This window comes from Xenorhabdus indica (assembly GCF_014467235.1).
GTDB classification, from domain to species: domain Bacteria; phylum Pseudomonadota; class Gammaproteobacteria; order Enterobacterales; family Enterobacteriaceae; genus Xenorhabdus; species Xenorhabdus indica.
In genome coordinates this window covers 1-1,629 of the sequence record NZ_NKHP01000071.1, presented here as the reverse complement: position 1 = coordinate 1,629, position 1,629 = coordinate 1, and the positions used below count along the sequence as shown (strand labels likewise).

The 1,629-nt window shown below is 48.3% G+C and carries 1 protein-coding gene and 1 pseudogene; both read right to left on the bottom strand.

What is annotated here, in order from left to right:
- Positions 1-1,249: pseudogene (locus Xind_RS19455) on the bottom strand (reverse transcriptase domain-containing protein); the annotation flags it as partial.
- Between the two features lie 10 nt (positions 1,250-1,259).
- Positions 1,260-1,391, bottom strand: coding sequence for a hypothetical protein (locus tag Xind_RS22835; RefSeq protein ID WP_258087083.1), 132 nt, complete (start codon positions 1,389-1,391; stop codon positions 1,260-1,262).
- Positions 1,392-1,629 lie beyond the last annotated feature (238 nt).

Genomic DNA, 1,629 nt, shown 5'->3' with positions numbered 1-1,629 from the left:
CCAGCTTGAAGGATAACCCAGCACTTTCAGGATCAGAGTCAGCTTTTCCCACGTTAACCCTCGTCGTCCTCCCTTCCGGTTGAACCCTCTGTAAAGTACCCGCTTGCTTTGGTAGATAAAATAACCCTGATGACGATGGTCAGAACACGCCTTTTGTCAGGTGTATTCAGGTTCTTCCAGAGGAAGTCCCTGAGTCCCTTCAATTTGGCGGCAAAACGGTCTTTTCGACTGGTCAACTTCAGTCGCCAGAAACCCTTTCGCGATATCCCCCAGTAGCAGGTAAATCCCAGAAAGTTAAACGCAGGTAAGCGCCCGCCAGACTGGTTAGCTCTCATTGCTGCAACGTGACCCGCCGGAATTAATTGCGATTTTCCACTGTGCAACGCCAGACCGTATTTACTCAGTCGTTTAGGTAATATCTTAAAAAGCGTTTTGCTTCACTCAGGAACTCAAAGGTAAACACCATATCATCAGCGTACCTTACCATTCCTGCCCGACCATGAATGTGTGAACGGCTGGTTTCATCATACCCTTCATCTATCACATAGTGCAGGTAGATATTGGCAAGTACCGGCGACAAGATTGACCCTTGGGGACATCCGCACACATTGTCGGATATCTGTTTACCCTCGATAACGGGTGCCGTTATTAAGACCTTAATGAGTCTGAGGAAACGGCGATCTGATATCTTCTTCCGCAGTAAATTCATCAACTCAATATGGGGTATCGTGTTAAAGTACTGTCGGATGTCAATTTCCACAACCGCACCATTCCAGTTACGGTATGTTTGCTGTTGTAATGCCTTCAATGCCGCATGACAATTTAATCCCGGCCGAAACCCGTATGAACACGGTAGAAACAGCGGCTCATAAATTCGGCTGAGAATATCACTGACCGCAAGTTGCACCCGTTTGTCCTCTATGCACGAAATCACCAGTGGCCGTTTACTACCATCCTCTTTCGGGATCTGCGTGATTCTGGCGGCTTTCGGGCGAGATGTCCCTCTGCGTATTCGCAGGATGAGATTGTGAATATACCCATCAAGATGTTCCCCGTAAGCGGATTTTGTCATGCGATCAATACCTGCCGCTTTATTCCCGTCAAGCCGTAGGAATTGTCCTTTCAGCATGTTACTGTTCAGCAAATGCCCTAAATTATTGAACACCTGCTGTTTGTTGCAGGCTGATTTCTTGCCTGTACGCTCAAGTTTTGTTAACCATGATTGTCCGTCGTTGCTGTGTACGGTCATTGTTTCCCTCTCACGTTCGATCTGTCTGCCAGCCCTTCGCTCCGCGATCATTACTCGTTTCATCACTACTATGGCTGACCCCGACTTCCTGATACCCATCTCTCAGGCCTTGTGTTTTGGCACTTGTGCCCGATATACTCATTCCCTTGAGAGGTGTCAGGATCTCCTGGGTTCCGCACTGTTCTCTACAAACTCGCCGACGCCTGAGACGCCGGTGTGTGCTTCTGACTGGAAAAAAATCACCAGTGTGCCCCTTCAGAAACTATTGCCTGCTGGTTCGACGATACCATCGGCACAACACAATCAGCGAATTTCGGAGTTATCACGTTCACCTATGGGTTTCGGCTCGAATGTTTCGCTGTCTACGCTTCATCTCCTTT

Excerpts from the sequence above, each read along its gene's own strand:
- Xind_RS22835 (WP_258087083.1), bottom strand. The coding sequence starts at position 1,391 with ATGAGTATATCGGGCACAAGTGCCAAAACACAAGGCCTGAGAGATGGG.